A 15,632-nucleotide genomic window follows, 5' to 3' on the forward strand; every position below is an offset into this window, starting at 1 on the left:
CTCTCCCCCTTTAGTTACTGCTGGTTTCGCGAGAGAAAGCCTGACGGTGCAGGATGGCCGTAAATTCTTCCATGAAGTTATCGTAGTTTTGCTCAAGCTTGTTCACACGCTGGTTCAGGCGGTTATACGCCATAACCGCAGGGATAGCAGCAAACAAACCGATCGCCGTTGCGATCAGTGCTTCTGCGATACCCGGCGCAACCATTTGCAGGGTGGCTTGTTTTACAGAACCTAAACCGATAAAGGCGTGCATGATCCCCCAGACCGTACCAAACAGGCCGATATACGGGCTGATGGAACCGACGGTACCAAGGAAAGGAATGTGCATTTCAAGAGATTCGAGTTCACGGTTAAAGGAAATACGCATCGCACGTGAAGAGCCCTCAATCACAGACTCAGGCGCATGGCTGTTGGCACGATGAAGACGCGCAAACTCTTTAAAACCGGAATGGAAGATTTGCTCTGCCCCGCTCAGGGTTTCGCGACGGCCCTGGCTTTCCTGATACAAACGGGAAAGCTCAATACCGGACCAGAATTTATCTTCAAACGCTTCTGCCTCACGGGTGGCTGCATTCAGCACTTTCGTGCGTTGAATGATGATCGCCCAGGACGCGACAGAGAAGCACACCAGGATAAGCATAATCAGCTTAACCAGGATGCTGGCCTTTAAAAATAAATCAAGCATGTTCATGTCAGTCACTGCTTAAACTCCGCGACAATAGACTTAGGAAGCGCACGTGGCTTCATTTGGTGTGGATCAATGCACGCAATCAACACTTCCGCAGAACTCAGAAGGTTTCCATGCGAATCAAGAATTCGTTGTGCAAAAGTAAGAGAAGCTCCGCGAATGGACGTAATCTCACTCTGGACATCCAGCAAGTCATCTAAGCGAGCTGGTGCAAAGTATTCGACCGTCATGCGGCGGACAGCAAAAGCGACATGTTCTCCCAGCAACTGCTGCTGGTGAAAATTGCGTTGGCGCAACATCTCTGTGCGAGCCCTTTCATAAAAGGCGACGTATCGGGCATGGTAGACCACACCTCCCGCGTCTGTGTCTTCAAAGTAGACACGAACCGGCCATCGGAACAACGAATTACTCACTCTACATCCCGTAATGCAATTTGACGGCACTACTATACTCAAGTGAGTTGGGGTTGGGAATGGGTTGCATTGCTGGAACGAAAATAATTATGGGCCAGAGCGGCCCATAGGACGATTACTGTAAATTTGTCTTTTATTTCAGCAAAGAATCAGCTGAAAAAGTAAAAAAGTCCTGCGGCCAGCGCAATCATAGCAAGTATCGGAGAGAAGAACGCCTTCCACACCGATTTATGCGGACGAAAGCCAAGGCCGTGGATCACACCGGCACAGACTGCCCATATCAGAATGATACCGTGCCAGACTTCGAGCTGACTGGTTGACGAAGCAAACATGCCCGGTTTCCAGAACACACAGCCGGCAAGCACCAGTGACATCACAAGCGAAAGGGCCCGCAAGGGGCCCTTGTCTGTGATGGCGTAGAGTTTATCCACGATCACACTCATTTCTACTTCTCTTCTTTAGCCGCTTTATTGGCTTCGCTGTGTTCAAACGCCAGCGCGGTAATGATACCGAATGAGCAAGCCAGTAAGGTGCCGAGGATCCAGGCAAAATACCACATGGTGTTCTCCTTAATACAACGAATGCTTGTTGTTCTCGATGTAGTGTTTATCGAGGCGACCGAACATCTTGTAATACGCCCATGAGGTGTAAATCAGGATGATTGGCACAAAGATACAGGCAACAACGGTCATCACTCTGAGCGTCAGCAAGGTGGATGTCGCATCCCACATAGTCAGGCTGGCGTTCGGCTCAGTGATTGACGGCATCACGAACGGGAACATAGTGATACCTGCAGTCAGGATCACACAAGCGATAGTCAGTGAGTTACTGATGAATGCCAGCGCCGCTTTGTTCATGCGTGAGAACAAAATGGTCAGCAGCGGCAAAATCACACCCAGTGCAGGGATCGCCCACAGACCAGGGGTCTTGTTGAAGTTAGCCAGCCATGCACCTGCTTCATGAGACACCGTTTTGCGCAGCGGATTAGACGGGCCGGCGTGGTCCATAACAGACGTCACGGTGAAGCCATCAATCCCTTTCACTAACCAGATACCTGCCAGCAGGAAGCACACCATCATCACCAGCGCAGAAATCTGCGACGCGGTGCGGGTACGCAGGTGCAATTCACCCACGGTACGCATTTGCAGATAGGTCGCACCCTGCGTGATAAGCATGGTCAGGCTGACCAGACCGGCCAGAATGCCGTACGGGTTCAGCAGGCCCAGCAAATTGCCGGTATAGAACAGACGCAGATCGCTGTCGATGTGGAACGGAACACCCAGCAGCAGGTTACCGAACGCCACACCGAAGACCAGTGCAGGCACGAAGCTGCCGATAAAGATGCCCCAGTCCCACATGCCACGCCAGCGCGGGCTCTCGAGTTTTGAACGATAGTCAAAGCCCAGCGGACGGAAGAACAAGGCGCACAGCACCAGCACCATCGCGGCATAGAAGCCGGAGAATGCCGCCGCGTAAACCATCGGCCATGCAGCAAATAATGCACCACCGGCGGTGATCAGCCAGACCTGGTTACCGTCCCAGTGCGGGGCGATGGCGTTGATCATCACGCGGCGATCAGTATCGGTTTTACCGATAATGCGCACCAAAATGCCCACGCCCATATCAAATCCATCGGTGACTGCGAAGCCGATAAACAGCACGCCAATCAGCACCCACCAGATGAACCGTAAAACTTCATAATCAAACATAAGTGGACTCCCTATTACCGAGCTTGCTCAAGTGGCGCTGAAGTTTGTTCATAATGATAACGGCCAGTTTTCAGGCTGCTTGGGCCCAGGCGCGCATATTTGAACATCAGGAACATTTCAGCAACCAGGAACAGGGTGTACAGGCCACAGATGAGGATCATCGAGGAAAGTACATCACCCACAGTCAGTGAAGAGTGCGCAACCGCAGTCGGTAACACCTCACCAATAGCCCAAGGCTGACGGCCATATTCGGCCACGAACCAACCCGCTTCGACAGCAATCCATGGCAATGGAAGGCCGATGAATACCGCGCGATGTAACCAGCGTTTCTGACCAATCTTGCCGCGCAATACGGTGTAGAAGGACAGCGCAATCAGCACGAACATCAGGATGCCGCAGGCAACCATGATACGGAATGCGAAGTAAAGCGGCAGAACACGCGGGATAGAATCTTTGGTCGCTTTCTGAATTTGTGCGTCAGTCGCACCCGCCGGGTTGTCGGTATAGCGCTTAAGCAACATACCGTAGCCCAGATCCTGCTTAGCATTTTCGAAATCGCTGCGCACTTTAGGGTCAGTGTTACCTGAACGCAGTTCTTCCAGCAGGGTGTACGCTTTCATACCATTGCGGATACGCACTTCGTGTTGCGCCATCAGGTCTTTCAGCCCGGTAACAGGCGTATCAACAGAACGGGTGGCAATCAGGCCGAGCAGGTATGGGATCTGAATAGAATATTCATTTTCCATTTTATCCTGGTTAGGCATACCAAACAGCGTGAAGCTGGCCGGTGCAGGTTGGGTGTCCCACTCTGCTTCGATAGCCGCCAGTTTGGTTTTCTGCACGTCACCCATTTCGTAACCGGATTCATCACCCAGCACGATAACGGAAAGTACGGCAGCCAGACCAAAGCTTGCAGCAATCGCAAATGAGCGTTTCGCGAAACCGACGTCACGACCTTTAAGCAGGTAGTAAGAGCTGATAGCCAGGATGAACATCGCGCCAGTCACATAGCCGGACGCTACGGTGTGAACGAATTTAACCTGCGCAACCGGGTTCAGAACCAGCTCAGAGAAGCTGACCATTTCCATACGCATGGTTTCGTAGTTGAAGGTGGAAGCAATCGGGTTTTGCATCCAGCCGTTCGCCACCAGGATCCACAAGGCAGACAAGTTTGAGCCAAGCGCCACAAACCAGGTCACTGTCATGTGTTGAACTTTAGAAAGACGATCCCAACCGAAGAAGAACAGGCCGACTAAAGTGGATTCCAGGAAGAACGCCATCAAACCTTCGATCGCCAGAGGCGCACCGAAGATATCACCGACGTAATGTGAGAAATATGACCAGTTAGTACCGAACTGGAATTCCATGGTTAAACCGGTTGCAACGCCCAGCGCAAAGTTAATTGCAAAGAGTTTGCCCCAGAATTTGGTCATATCTTTATAGATTTGTTTGCCGGAAAGCACATAAACCGTTTCCATAATTGCCAGTAAAAACGCCATACCCAGCGTTAATGGGACAAATAGGAAATGGTACATGGCTGTTAAAGCAAACTGTAAACGCGACAGTTCAACGATATCAAACATCTTGACCCCTTGCTCCTCGGAGGAAGACCCCAAATTGCGATCTTTGACGAACCGGTTGCCGGAACGCCTCATGACTACCAATATTCAAATGTGTGTAGAACAGAGATGCCCGCGGCAGGCACTCTGGACCCGGAAAGCGCACGGTCAGTAAGCCTTGTAAAAGGCTGATGAACAGGCGAAATCACGGGGAAAAGTAAACATACAAAAAACTGATGTTACAGGACCAATATGTTACGCCAGTAATCCCACACATTAAATAGGTTTTTTAGTGACCCAAAGCGGATTTCCGTATACAGGTCAATTTAAGAACAAAGCAGTAAAAATCACTGTAATTGATCTGCCGCAATTTAAGCCTATCTCCTTGTTTATTTCTATATTACCCACATCAATTTCTAAAAAAATATTTCAGGATGTTAACCGTTGGTTTCATTGAGCTTTAAGGGTGGCTTTAATGTTAATTAATTGTGTTTATATAGTTGTCATTAATATCTATTTCGCTACCTGACGAAACCTAATTATTAACCTTTCATTTCCAATGAACCTATTGTGCTGTGTTAATAAATGTAGCTCAATTCAGCGAATGTTAAATATTTCGCTTAAAATAAAAAAGGCCACCCGAAGGCGGCCAACATGTCGAATCAGTTTCTTATATAAATCGACTTAAATCGCACCGGAATTTTTCCGGCGCGACAGGTAATGCTTATTGCGGCAGGACAGATTTCACGGCTTCGCCGATGTCTGCCAGGCTGCGAACGGTTTTAACGCCGGCCGCTTCCAGTGCTGCAAATTTCTCGTCTGCAGTGCCTTTACCACCGGCAATGATGGCACCTGCGTGGCCCATACGTTTGCCTTTAGGTGCAGTCACACCGGCAATGTAGCCCACAACCGGCTTAGTCACATGTGCTTTGATGTACGCGGCAGCTTCTTCTTCTGCGTTACCACCGATTTCACCGATCATGACGATCACTTCAGTCTGTGGATCTTCCTGGAACAGCTTCAGGATATCGATGAAGTTGGAGCCTGGGATCGGGTCACCACCGATGCCGACGCAAGTTGACTGGCCGTAACCATAATCAGTCGTCTGCTTAACCGCTTCATAAGTCAGTGTACCGGAGCGGGAAACGATGCCCACTTTGCCTGGCAGATGAATATGGCCAGGCATGATGCCAATTTTGCATTCGCCAGGCGTGATAACGCCCGGGCAGTTTGGCCCGATCATCACGGCATCACTTTGATCCAGTTTCACTTTAACCACCAGCATATCCAGCGTCGGGATGCCTTCAGTGATACAGATGATCAGTTTAATGCCTGCATCCAGCGCTTCCAGAATGGAATCTTTACAGAAAGGTGCCGGAACATAAATCACAGATGCCGTTGCGCCGGTGGTTTCTACCGCTTCACGCACGGTGTTAAATACTGGCAGACCCAGGTGCTCGGTGCCGCCTTTGCCTGGCGTAACGCCGCCAACCATTTTTGTGCCATAAGCGATAGCTTGTTCAGAGTGGAAAGTGCCCTGGCTACCAGTGAAACCCTGGCAGATAACTTTGGTATTCTTGTTGATTAAAATCGACATTATTTCCCCTCCACTGCCGCGACAACTTGTTGAGCCGCATTCGTCAGGCTGGTCGCTGCAATGATGTTCAAACCGCTGTCTGCCAGTTTTTTGGCACCCAGCTCTGCATTGTTACCTTCAAGACGTACCACAACCGGTACGCTGACGCCCACTTCTTCCACCGCACCGATGATACCGTCGGCGATCAGGTCGCAACGTACGATACCGCCGAAGATGTTTACGAAGACGGCTTTCACTTTTTCATCAGAAAGGATGATTTTGAAGGCTTCGGTCACGCGTTCTTTGGTTGCACCACCGCCAACATCCAGGAAGTTAGCCGGTTCGCCGCCGTGCAGTTTCACGATGTCCATGGTACCCATTGCCAGACCGGCACCGTTCACCATGCAACCGATGTTGCCGTCGAGCGCAACGTAGTTCAGTTCCCACTGCGCAGCCTGAGATTCACGGGCATCTTCCTGGCTGTAATCGCGCATTTCACGCAATTCTGGCTGACGGAACAAGGCATTACCGTCTGCACCCAGTTTGCCGTCGAGGCAGATCAGGTCGCCTGCGGTGGTCACCACCAGCGGGTTGATTTCGATCAGCGCCAGATCGCGCTCAAGGAAGATGTTCGCCAGACCCATGAAGATCTTAGTGAACTGCTGAACCTGCTTACCGGTCAGACCCAGTTTGAAAGCCAGTTCGCGACCCTGATAAGGCTGCGGACCTGCCAGCGGATCCAGAGCTACTTTATGGATCAGATGTGGCGTTTCTTCTGCCACTTTCTCAATTTCCACGCCGCCTTCTGTAGACGCCATGAACACCACACGACGGGAGCTGCGATCCACTACCGCACCGAGGTACAGTTCCTGATCGATATCCGTTGCTGCTTCAACCAGGATCTGGTTAACAGGCTGACCGCTGGCGTCTGTCTGGTAAGTGACCAGACGTTTACCCAGCCAGTGCTCAGCAAAAGCGCGAATTTCTTCTTTGCTTTTAACCACTTTCACGCCGCCCGCTTTACCGCGGCCACCGGCATGAACCTGACATTTCACCACCCACGGACCCGCACCGATTTTCGATGCAGCCTCTTCCGCTTCACGCGGGGTGGAACAGGCGAAGCCTGATGGTGCTGGCAGGCCGTAGCGCAGGAACAGCTGTTTCGCCTGATACTCGTGTAAATTCATGATGTTCTATCCATTCTTATTCGGTAAGTAGGAAGGCTTATCAGGGCACAGCGAGCTGTGCCGCAGATTTTTCGATCTCTAATCTTTCGCTGTGCCGGGACTAGACGTCCAGCAGCAGACGAGCCGGATCTTCCAGCATTTCTTTGATGGTCACCAGGAAGCCGACCGATTCACGGCCGTCCACCAGACGGTGATCGTAGGACAGTGCCAGATACATCATTGGCAAAATCACTACCTGACCATTAACCGCCATAGGACGATCTTTAATGGCATGCATGCCGAGGATCGCACTCTGTGGTGGGTTGATGATTGGCGTGGACATCAGGGAGCCGAAGACGCCGCCGTTGGTCACCGTAAAGTTACCGCCGGTCAGTTCTTCCACTTTCAGTTTGCCGTCACGACCTTTAATCGCCAGCTCTTTGATTTGCTTCTCGATATCAGCCATGCCCAGGGTATCTACGTCACGCAGGACTGGCGTAACCAGACCACGTGGCGTTGATACAGCGATGCTGACATCGAAATAGTTGTGGTAAACCACATCATCGCCATCAATAGAAGCGTTCACTTCCGGATAGCGTTTCAGCGCTTCAACCACAGCTTTCAGATAGAAAGACATGAAGCCCAGACGCACGCCGTGACGTTTTTCGAAACCATCACCGTACTGCTTACGCAGATCCATGATTGGCTTCATATTGATTTCGTTGAAGGTGGTCAGCATCGCAGTGCTGTTCTTCGCTTCAAGCAGACGCTCGGCAACACGCTTACGCAGACGGGTCATAGGAACACGTTTTTCGCTACGTGAACCCAGAGCAGGCGCGGCGCTGGCGGCCGGAGCTGCGGCTGGCGCGGCTGCCGGTTTGGCGTCTTTGGCTTTCGCCAGGTGCTGTTCGATATCTTCACGGGTCAGACGACCGCCGACACCGCTGCCTTTAATGGCGCTGGCATCCAGAGAATGTTCAGCAATCAGGCGGCGGATAGCCGGGCTGAGTGCGTCATTGTTCTCTTCTTCCAGTGCTGCCGTGTGGCGTGCCGCAGGAGTCGCTTCTTTTTCGGAGCTTTTCTCAGTGCTTGGCTTACCGGAGCTGTTGCCAGGACGGATACGCGCCAGAATCTGACGGGAAATCACGGTGGCGCCTTCGTCTTCGATGATGCTGTCCAGAATACCGGCTTCACTTGCCGGGACTTCCAGAACCACTTTATCGGTTTCAATTTCTACCAGTACATCGTCACGCTCAACACTGTCGCCCGGTTTTTTGTGCCAGGTGGCAACCGTCGCATCCGCAACGGATTCAGGAAGGTCAGGGACCAGAATATCTACGCTACTCATTATAAATCCTTCTTATGTTCCATAGTGTTAACTCACGCCAACGCGTTATTTAACGTTAAGCGCATCGTTAACCAGATCTTGCTGTTGCTTCTGGTGAACGGACATGTAGCCGACTGCCGGAGAGGCAGAGGCCGGGCGTCCTGCGTAACGTAAAGAAGCCCCGAAAGGAATCACTTCACGGAAATTGTGCTGGCTGCAATACCACGCGCCCTGGTTCAGCGGCTCTTCCTGACACCAGACGAAATCATGAACGTGTGAGAATTTCTCAAGCACTTCCTGAATCGCTTTGTGCGGGAACGGGTAAAGCTGCTCGATGCGGACAATCGCCACATCGGTTTGCTCGTTTTTGCGACGTTGTTCCAGCAGGTCGTAGTAAACCTTACCGGAGCACATCACCACGCGCTTAACCTGTTTTGGATCCAGCTCGTCAATTTCACCAATCGCTGGCAGGAAGCTGCCGTCGGCCAGTTCTTCCAGCGTAGAAACCGCCAGAGGATGACGCAACAGTGACTTCGGTGACATCACGATCAGCGGACGGCGCATACCGCGCAGTGCCTGACGACGGATCATGTGGTAAACCTGCGCCGGGGTAGACGGGATACACACCTGCATGTTTTGCTCAGCGCAAAGTTGCAGATAACGCTCCAGACGCGCGGAGGAGTGCTCCGGCCCCTGCCCTTCGTAGCCGTGCGGCAGCAGCATAACCAGACCACACATGCGGCCCCATTTCTGTTCGCCGGAACTGATGAACTGGTCGATAACCACCTGCGCACCGTTGGCGAAGTCACCGAACTGCGCTTCCCAGATGGTCAGGGTGCGCGGTTCAGCTGTGGCATAACCGTATTCAAAGGCCAGTACCGCTTCTTCAGAAAGCACGGAATCCCAGACGTTGAACTCGCCCTGGCTGTTATGAATATTCGCCAGCGGCACGTACACGGAACCGTTTTTCTGATTGTGGATAACCGCATGACGGTGGAAGAACGTCCCGCGACCGGTATCTTCACCGGACAGACGAATCGGAATGCCTTCGTCTACCAGCGTAGCGTACGCCAGATTTTCTGCGCCGCCCCAGTCGAATTTCTTATTACCTTCAGCCATCTCGTTACGATCGCCGTAAATCTTGGCAACGCGCGACTGCATTTCGATCGCATCCGGTACATGGCTGACGCGACGCGCCAGTTCCTGCAGACGTTTCAGCTCAACCTTATTCGGGTATGGCTCATCCCACTCGTGATTCAGATACGGTGACCAGGTGAAAGTGTGCATGTCATTCTGACGCCACTCTTCCACGACACATTCACCGGCATCCAGCGCATCACGGTACAGATTGACCATTTCCGTGGCATCTTCGAGGCTGGCAACATTCTGCTCAGTCAGGACATCAGCGTAGATCTTGCGTGGCGTCGGGTGTTTCTTGATCTTGGTGTACATCAGCGGCTGGGTTGCGCTAGGTTCGTCGGCCTCGTTATGGCCGTGGCGACGGTAGCAAACCAGGTCGATCATGACGTCACGTTTAAAGGTGTTACGGAAATCCAGTGCCAGACGGGTCACGAAAGCGACCGCTTCAGGATCATCTGCATTGACGTGGAAAATCGGTGCCTGCACCATTTTCGCGATATCAGTACAGTAATCGGTAGAACGCGCATCTTTTGGATTCGAGGTGGTGAAGCCCACCTGGTTATTGATGACGATACGCACGGTACCGCCCACTTCATAACCGCGTGCCAGCGACATGTTCAGGGTTTCCTGAACCACACCCTGACCGGTAATTGCCGCGTCACCGTGGATGGTGATTGGCAGAACCATGTTGCTGCGCGCTTCGTCCAGACGGTCACGACGGGCACGAACAGAACCGATGACAACCGGGCTGACGATTTCCAGGTGCGACGGGTTAAACGCCAGCGCCAGGTGAACCATACCGCCTTCGGTTTCCACATCAGACGAATAGCCCATGTGGTATTTCACGTCACCGGTACCCAGGTGTTCTTTATGCTTACCGGAGAATTCGTCGAACAGGTCCTGAGGTTTTTTCCCCAGCACGTTGATCAGCACGTTCAGACGACCGCGGTGCGCCATACCCAGCACCACTTCACGCGTTCCATTTTTGCCGGCATGACGGATCATGTCTTTGAGCATTGGAACCAGCGCATCGCCGCCTTCGAGAGAGAAACGTTTTGCACCCGGGAATTTCGCGCCCAGATAACGTTCCAGACCTTCAGCTGCGGTCAGTTCTTTCAGGAAGGTTTTCTTTTCATCATTGGTGAAATTCGCACGCCCGGCCACGGATTCGATACGCTGTTGGATCCAGCGTTTCTCTTCGGTGTTGGTGATGTGCATATATTCCGCACCAATGGATCCGCAATAGGTTTGCTTCAGGGCTTTATACAGCTCGCCGAGCTGCATGGTTTCCTTGCCAATGGCAAATGAACCGACGTTGAAGGTCTCCTGGAAATCAGCTTCTGTCAGATGATGGAACGCAGGATCCAGATCAGGTACGTCGTCCAGTTTCCACAGGCCGAGGGGATCAAGGTTCGCGTTCTGATGGCCACGGAAGCGGAAGGCGTTGATTAACTGCAGCACCTTGACTTGCTTGGCATCCGTTTCCGGATCGCTGATGGAGGAGTTATAACGTGACGCGTCTTTCGCCAGGCGGCGGAAGTAGTCCCGTGTTTGAGAATGGAGTTGCTCTGGTTTCACACCCACTGTTGGTAGCTGTTTAAAAATTGAACGCCAGCTATCGTCAACGGAACCAGGATCGGTTAAGTAGTCTTCATAGAGTTGTTCTATGTAAGACTGGTTTGCACCCGCCAGATAGGAGGAATCCAGCCAGGCCTTCATTGCGCCGTTCTGCATCGTGATCCCTTAAGCTTTGAAGCTTTAGTTTTCGCCGTGGTTAATAATATTGACCGTGATACACCGCGGTAAAACGGTTTTCCTTACTAAAACAGTTCGCTGGTTGAGCGTTTGGCTCTTCAAGGAACCTTCAGAAATCCGCCAGATGCATGACTGATTTTTGAAGTTGCCCTGCTTTTTATTCTCTGCTCCTTACTGCTCCTTTATCCCCTCATTTTGACCCGGCTATCTTACTCCAGTCAGGCGCAACTTTGTTGCACTTGTTGCTACTTTGTTATTAAAAAATTACTTATTTGCTATCGTCGCCTCAGTTAACGCATTTGTAACTAAAGAAAGTGCAAAACCGGGGGTAACTAAATAACAGCGGGAACCTGAGTTCCCGCTGGTTGCGTCACCTACACCACTCAGGCACCACGCTGTAGAAGCATGGATTTGATATGGCCGATCGCCTTGGTCGGGTTCAGCCCTTTAGGACACACACTCACACAGTTCATGATGCTGTGGCAGCGGAATACGCTGAAAGCATCGTTCAGATCGTCAAGGCGCGATTGTGTTTCGGTATCGCGACTGTCGATCAGGAAGCGGTAAGCGGCCAGAAGGCCTGCCGGACCGACAAATTTGTCCGGATTCCACCAGAACGAAGGACAGGATGTTGAGCAGCAGGCACAGAGAATACATTCGTACAATCCGTCCAGCTTTTCACGGTCATCCGGCATCTGTAAATGTTCGCGCGCCGGAGGATTTTTCCCATCATTCAACAGGTAAGGTTTAATCTTCTCATACTGCTTATAGAATTGTCCCATGTCCACAACAAGGTCACGCACAACGGGTAACCCCGGCAACGGACGGATAACAATTTTCTTGCTGCCGTTACGCAACGTCGATACCGGCGTGATACACGCCAGACCATTTTTACCGTTCATGTTCACGCCATCTGAGCCACAAACACCTTCACGGCATGAGCGGCGGAAGGCCAGCGTCGGATCCTGTTCTTTCAGCAAAATCAGCGCGTCGAGCAACATCATGTCGCGCCCTTCTTTCGCTTCCAGCACATAATCTTTCATGTACGGAACGTCATCGACGTCCGGGTTGTAGCGATAAATCGAAAATTCAATTTTCATAATCTGTCTCCGCTCCGCCCTAGTAAGTACGCGCTTTCGGCGGGAACGCCGCGCGAAGCTTAGGCTGCATGTTCACCTCACGGCGGGTCATGCTTTCTGTTTCCGGCTGATACAGCGTATGGCACAACCAGTTCGCATCATCACGCTCAGGGAAGTCGAAGCGGCTGTGTGCGCCACGGCTTTCGGTGCGGTAGTTTGCAGAGACGGCAGTAGAGAACGCAGTTTCCATCAGGTTATCCAGCTCCAGACACTCGACGCGCTGAGTGTTGAATTCTGAAGAAGTATCATCCAGACGCGCTGATTTCAGACGCTCGCGGATCACTTTCAGTTCTTCCAGACCTTTCGCCATCGCATCACCTTCACGGAAGACCGAGAAGTTGTTCTGCATGCACGATTGCAGGTCTTTACGGATTGCCACCGGATCTTCACCTGAACGGGTGTTGTTCCAGCGGTTCAGACGTTCCAGAGACACATCGATATCATCCTGAGACGCATCGCGGCTTTCGCCCTGTTCGGTGATGGATTCCTGCAGATGCATACCCGCTGCACGACCAAACACCACCAGATCCAGCAGCGAGTTACCGCCCAGACGGTTAGCGCCATGAACCGATACGCAGGCGATTTCACCTACAGCGAACAGACCCGGGATCACTTCATCCTGACCTTGTGCATTCACACGCAGCGCCTGACCGGTCACTTTGGTCGGAATACCGCCCATCATATAGTGGCAGGTTGGGATCACAGGAATCGGCTCTTTCACCGGATCGACGTGCGCAAAGGTACGGGACAGTTCAAGGATACCCGGCAGGCGGGATTCCAGAACGTCTTTACCCAGATGATCAAGTTTCAGTTTGGCGTGCGGGCCCCACGGACCTTCACAGCCACGGCCTTCACGGATTTCGATCATAATGGAACGCGCCACCACGTCACGACCCGCCAGGTCTTTCGCATTCGGCGCATAACGTTCCATGAAACGCTCGCCGTCTTTATTAAGCAGATAACCGCCTTCACCGCGACAGCCTTCTGTCACCAGAACCCCGGCACCGGCGATACCGGTCGGGTGGAACTGCCACATTTCCATATCCTGCACCGGCACGCCGGCACGCAGCGCCATGCCGACACCGTCACCGGTATTAATGTGGGCGTTAGTGGTGGACTGATAAATTCGGCCTGCACCGCCGGTTGCCAGCACGGTCGCTTTGGCTTTGAAGTACACCACTTCACCGGTTTCGATACAGATAGCCGTACAACCGACGATCGCGCCGTCCTGGTTTTTCACTAAATCCAGTGAATACCATTCAGAGAAAATCGTGGTGCCGTTTTTCAGGTTTTGCTGGTACAGCGTGTGCAGCAAGGCGTGACCAGTACGGTCCGCGGCTGCCGCAGTACGTGCCGCCTGCTCGCCGCCGAAGTTCTTCGACTGACCGCCAAACGGACGCTGATAAATACGACCGTCTTCAAGACGGGAGAAAGGCAGCCCCATGTGTTCCAGTTCCAGAATCGCTTCCGGGCCGGTTTTACACATATATTCAATGGCGTCCTGGTCACCGATATAGTCGGAACCTTTTACGGTGTCGTACATGTGCCATTCCCAGTCATCCTCATGGGTGTTACCCAGCGCGACGGTGATACCGCCCTGCGCTGACACCGTATGGGAGCGGGTCGGGAAGACTTTTGAAATCAGGGCGCAAGACAGCCCCATTTGTGAAATCTGTAATGCGGCACGCATACCGGCGCCACCTGCACCGATAACGACAGCATCAAACTCTCTGACTGGCAGATTCATTTACTACGCTCCCCAAACAACAATTGTTCCGTAAAGTAGGTAAACCACTAAGGTCACGACGATGGCCAGTTGCAGCACAAGCCGGACAGCCAGCGGTTTCACATAGTCCGTTAACACCTGCCACATGCCGATCCACGCGTGGATCAGAATCGACAGCAGCGCCAGCAGTGTGAATACTTTGGTGATGGAGGAAGAGAAGAAGCCATGCCAGACATCAAATGTCAGTTCCTGAGCCAGAACCACGAAGCCCAGAATATAGAGGATGTACAGGGTGAGGATAATTGCGGAAGCACGCAGTAACAGCCAGTCGTGCACACCATTGCGCCCTAACGCAGAAACGTTGCTTACCATACGAGGACTCCAGCCAGAATTGACAGCACGACGGTCAGACCGATTGCCACCTGGGCAGAACGGGTACCGGCAGCCAAACTCTCTTCGATATAGCCAAAATCCATCAGCAAATGGCGGATGCCACCGCAAACGTGATAGGCCAGCGCAGTGAGTATTCCCCAAAAGATGAATTTGACGAAGAAGCTATTCATGATGGCGGCAGCATGTGCAAACCCTTCATGAGAAGAGAGAGACAGGCCTAACAGCCAGAGGAGGATACCGACGGCGACGAAGGTAATTACGCCAGAGACTCGGTGTAAGATGGACGCTATCGCAGTAACAGGAAACCGGATCGTTTGCAGATCCAGATTGACAGGTCTTTGTTTTTTCACGGTTTTGCCCACACAGCTCTTATTATTTTCCCTCCGGCCCGGAGCAGTATGTCAGACAGCACCCTTTCCTTCGTTCTTGTCGCTGTGGGTGCGTTGGCTGCGCGCGCTCACCCTAATCACTGACCTATGTCAGCTCATAGGGATTCGGTTGCTTGCCGTCTTCCCACAACACCAATAACTTTGGAAAGCTGAGCTAAAAGCTCATCAGTTTTCGCGCTCAAAGGACGACATCCAGTGTGCTTAAAAGGCGCGATAAACGTATTTTCGTAGCCGTAACGTAAAGGGCGAAGAAAATGATGCTGGGTGCTCCTACTTCGGATTGTCCGGAGACCTTGTAGGAGTATAGGTTGATCACATTCTTATTACAATTGCCCTACAAATGCTTTATTCACATTTCTCTGAAACAGTGAGTTAGCTCCCACTTTTCATAAAAGACACAAAATAAATTATCTGGTTTGACAATTGATCAACATTTCCATTACAAATGAGCTATCTCTGTAAGACTGTGATACTGAGCACATACCGGCTTTCGCCTGACGCACCAAAATGGTGAAAGTTTCTGAAGAATCAGTGGATCACACAATCGCAAATACGGGTCTTCCCTGATGGCTCAAGTTATGCAAAAGTGGTGATTGTGTAAATCCTCATGCTTCTCACAGGTACTGAGTGACAGAACAGTAATGATTTACCG

General features: G+C 51.9%; 14 protein-coding genes. All 14 read right to left on the minus strand.

The features are described from left to right. Nucleotides 1-10: 10 nt before the first annotated feature. Nucleotides 11-700, minus strand: a complete 690-nt coding sequence (tolQ, locus tag J1778_RS16225; RefSeq protein WP_056771666.1) for a Tol-Pal system protein TolQ — start codon at nt 698-700, stop codon at nt 11-13. Further along, nucleotides 697-1,101 (minus strand): tol-pal system-associated acyl-CoA thioesterase, encoded by a 405-nt coding sequence (gene ybgC / locus J1778_RS16230; RefSeq protein WP_015698108.1) that lies wholly within the window; start codon nt 1,099-1,101, stop codon nt 697-699. Before ybgC ends, tolQ begins: the two co-directional genes overlap by 4 nt. A gap of 149 nt (nt 1,102-1,250) precedes the next feature. Further along, the gene (ybgE, locus tag J1778_RS16235; protein ID WP_217174065.1) at nt 1,251-1,544 is read right to left on the minus strand and encodes a cyd operon protein YbgE; all 294 of its coding nucleotides are present in this window, start codon (nt 1,542-1,544) and stop codon (nt 1,251-1,253) included. 2 nt (nt 1,545-1,546) lie between these two features. Further along, nucleotides 1,547-1,660: a cytochrome bd-I oxidase subunit CydX gene (gene cydX / locus J1778_RS16240; RefSeq protein ID WP_013576433.1), complete on the minus strand. Its 114-nt coding sequence runs from the start codon at nt 1,658-1,660 to the stop codon at nt 1,547-1,549. A 10-nt stretch (nt 1,661-1,670) separates the two neighbouring features. Beyond that, nucleotides 1,671-2,810 carry a cytochrome d ubiquinol oxidase subunit II gene (gene cydB / locus J1778_RS16245; protein WP_200227033.1) on the minus strand — a complete coding sequence of 380 codons (1,140 nt, stop codon included), beginning with the start codon at nt 2,808-2,810 and terminating at the stop codon, nt 1,671-1,673. Nucleotides 2,811-2,824: 14 nt separating this feature from the next. Next, a complete protein-coding gene (cydA, locus tag J1778_RS16250; protein WP_013576435.1) occupies nt 2,825-4,393 on the minus strand; it encodes a cytochrome ubiquinol oxidase subunit I in 1,569 nt (522 codons plus the stop codon). Nucleotides 4,394-5,093: 700 nt separating this feature from the next. Further along, complete coding sequence (gene sucD / locus J1778_RS16255; protein ID WP_101077378.1) at nt 5,094-5,966, minus strand: succinate--CoA ligase subunit alpha; 873 nt, start codon at nt 5,964-5,966, stop codon at nt 5,094-5,096. Next, a complete protein-coding gene (gene sucC / locus J1778_RS16260) occupies nt 5,966-7,132 on the minus strand; it encodes an ADP-forming succinate--CoA ligase subunit beta (RefSeq protein ID WP_113876027.1) in 1,167 nt (388 codons plus the stop codon). The genes sucD and sucC overlap by 1 nt, the downstream gene beginning before the upstream one ends. A 100-nt stretch (nt 7,133-7,232) precedes the next feature. After that, on the minus strand, nt 7,233-8,459 hold the full coding sequence (gene odhB / locus J1778_RS16265; RefSeq protein WP_217174066.1) for a 2-oxoglutarate dehydrogenase complex dihydrolipoyllysine-residue succinyltransferase: 1,227 nt from the start codon (nt 8,457-8,459) through the stop codon (nt 7,233-7,235). Nucleotides 8,460-8,504: 45 nt separating this feature from the next. After that, the gene (gene sucA / locus J1778_RS16270) at nt 8,505-11,312 is read right to left on the minus strand and encodes a 2-oxoglutarate dehydrogenase E1 component (protein ID WP_217174067.1); all 2,808 of its coding nucleotides are present in this window, start codon (nt 11,310-11,312) and stop codon (nt 8,505-8,507) included. Between the two features lie 404 nt (nt 11,313-11,716). After that, nucleotides 11,717-12,433, minus strand: coding sequence for a succinate dehydrogenase iron-sulfur subunit (locus tag J1778_RS16275; protein WP_013576440.1), 717 nt, complete (start codon nt 12,431-12,433; stop codon nt 11,717-11,719). 19 nt (nt 12,434-12,452) lie between these two features. Further along, nucleotides 12,453-14,219: a succinate dehydrogenase flavoprotein subunit gene (sdhA, locus tag J1778_RS16280; protein ID WP_095921203.1), complete on the minus strand. Its 1,767-nt coding sequence runs from the start codon at nt 14,217-14,219 to the stop codon at nt 12,453-12,455. A 3-nt stretch (nt 14,220-14,222) separates the two neighbouring features. After that, nucleotides 14,223-14,570, minus strand: coding sequence for a succinate dehydrogenase membrane anchor subunit (gene sdhD / locus J1778_RS16285; protein ID WP_152326490.1), 348 nt, complete (start codon nt 14,568-14,570; stop codon nt 14,223-14,225). After that, entirely contained in the window at nt 14,564-14,953 is a 390-nt protein-coding gene (sdhC, locus tag J1778_RS16290; RefSeq protein ID WP_217174068.1) for a succinate dehydrogenase cytochrome b556 subunit, read from the minus strand. Before sdhC ends, sdhD begins: the two co-directional genes overlap by 7 nt. Nucleotides 14,954-15,632: the final 679 nt, after the last annotated feature.

The sequence above is a fragment of the Rahnella bonaserana genome (assembly GCF_019049675.1).
Lineage (GTDB): Bacteria > Pseudomonadota > Gammaproteobacteria > Enterobacterales > Enterobacteriaceae > Rahnella > Rahnella bonaserana.